The 1,729-nt window shown below is 65.4% G+C and carries 1 protein-coding gene and 1 pseudogene; one reads left to right on the forward strand and one right to left on the reverse strand.

Features of this window, described 5'->3' with window-relative positions; all coding sequences use genetic code 11:
- Positions 1-452, reverse strand: a pseudogene (locus ACEW8G_RS13945) (NADP-dependent oxidoreductase); the annotation flags it as partial.
- Between the two features lie 198 nt (positions 453-650).
- On the opposite strand from ACEW8G_RS13945, the gene ACEW8G_RS13950 reads away from it, so the two are divergent.
- Positions 651-1,729 (forward strand): ABC transporter substrate-binding protein (locus ACEW8G_RS13950; RefSeq protein WP_373489012.1); only part of this gene is annotated, 1,079 nt, incomplete at its 3' end.

Raw genomic sequence — 1,729 nt, forward strand, 5'->3', positions numbered from 1 at the left:
ACGTGCGCGCCCTCACGCATGTTGCCGACGCGCTTCAGTCCGAACCAGCTGGTCATGCCGGGAATGCCCAGAATGCCCAGCCACAGCGAGCGCGGCAGGCCGTTATCGGGCAAGGCCGCGATGAAGCCACGTCCATCGCCAATGCTGTGGCTCGCCCAGCCGCCGCCGCTGGTCACACAGGTGCCGACCGGAAAGCGCGTGTTCCGGCTTTCGATCACTTGCCCAACGACAAAACCGTCGATCCGCCCGCCCGGAGGAATCGGCGGCGCATAGCTCGCGCCGGTCGCCGACAGCCGCGAACGCACCCCCGGATCAACCGAAACCAGCCGGTGTTCGACCAGAAACTGATGCTCCTTAAGCGCCGGGATCTCGCTTTCCGTAACGGCAAAATCATCGGGTTCGGGGAGCCCGGCAATCGGCGCTTTGAGCACCACGCTGCGCATCATCGCCATGCCGTCTTCTCCTGCAAACGTTCTTGATTTTCAGCAAGTCTACAGATCGATGGCGGCAGGCAAAGGGGGTAACTTGGCTTTTTCTGCGCTGGCAGCGTGGCAGCGACTGGCAAGTTCCGGCGGGCAATGTTAACGCACAATTTCGCAACCGCAGTGCATGGGTGCGGCATGAGGCAAGGCAGGCGCAAGAGGCGAACAATGACCGGCCCTTCAACATTTTGGGCCCAGACCGCATCTTGGGCGGCGCGATTGCGACGAGGTGCCATGCGCATGCTGTGCGGCGGCGCTTTGGCGGTATTGGCGGGGTGCAGTGCCAGCGACAGCTCGCCGCTGGCAATCTCGGTGATCGATCCGTCGCCCACCACCAACATCGATGCCGCGCGGCTTCAACCCGCAGCCCGCTATCTGCGCACCGCGACGTCGCAGGGGCTGGTGCGGCTCGATGCACTGGGGCGCATCGTGCCTGCGCTCGCCGAACGCTGGATCATCACCGATGATGGCCTGAGCTACATCTTTCGCCTGCGCAATGCGCGCTGGGAAAACGGCGATGCGGTGACATCCGATCATGTCGCGGCCGCGCTGCGCCGCCGGATCGAGATCGAGACCGGGAGCGCGATTGGCGCGGATCTGGCCGAAGTGCGCGACATTCGCGCGATGACCGGGCGTGTCATCGAAATCCGCCTGCTCGCGCCGCAACCCGACATGCTGCGCATTCTGGCGATGCCCGAGCTTGGCATACGCCGCAGCGGGCGCGGCACCGGCCCGTTCCTGGCGGATCGCCGGGAAGGCTGGACGAAGCTGACCGACCGGTCAGAAGATGACCGCGACCCAGAAAATCGCCGCCCGACGCGCACCCTGATGCTGCGTGCCGACCCCGCAGCCAAGGCGGTGGCGCGCTTCAAGTTGGAACGCACAGCGATTGTGCTGAATGGCCGGTTCCAGCACCTGCCATATCTGAGCGGCGCGGAAATTCCCGACAACGCCGTGCGTGCCGATCCGGTGATTGGGCTGTTCGGCCTGCTGGTGGTTGATGCCAGCGGTTTTCTCGCAGTGCCGGCCAACCGCGAAGCCATTGCCATGGCGATCGACCGCGAAGAGCTGCTGACGCCGCTGGGGATCAGCGCCTGGCAAACGATGACACGGATCGTGCCCCTGGGGCTGGACAGCTATCAACCGTTGCTGGGTGATCGCTGGGCCGACATGTCGCTCGACGAGCGACGGGCGCAGGCGCGCGGCAGGATTGCGCGCTGGCGGCAGGGCGATGGCACGCTGCCGGT

Origin of the sequence: Blastomonas sp., assembly GCF_041747255.1 — a bacterium.
Lineage (GTDB): Bacteria > Pseudomonadota > Alphaproteobacteria > Sphingomonadales > Sphingomonadaceae > Blastomonas.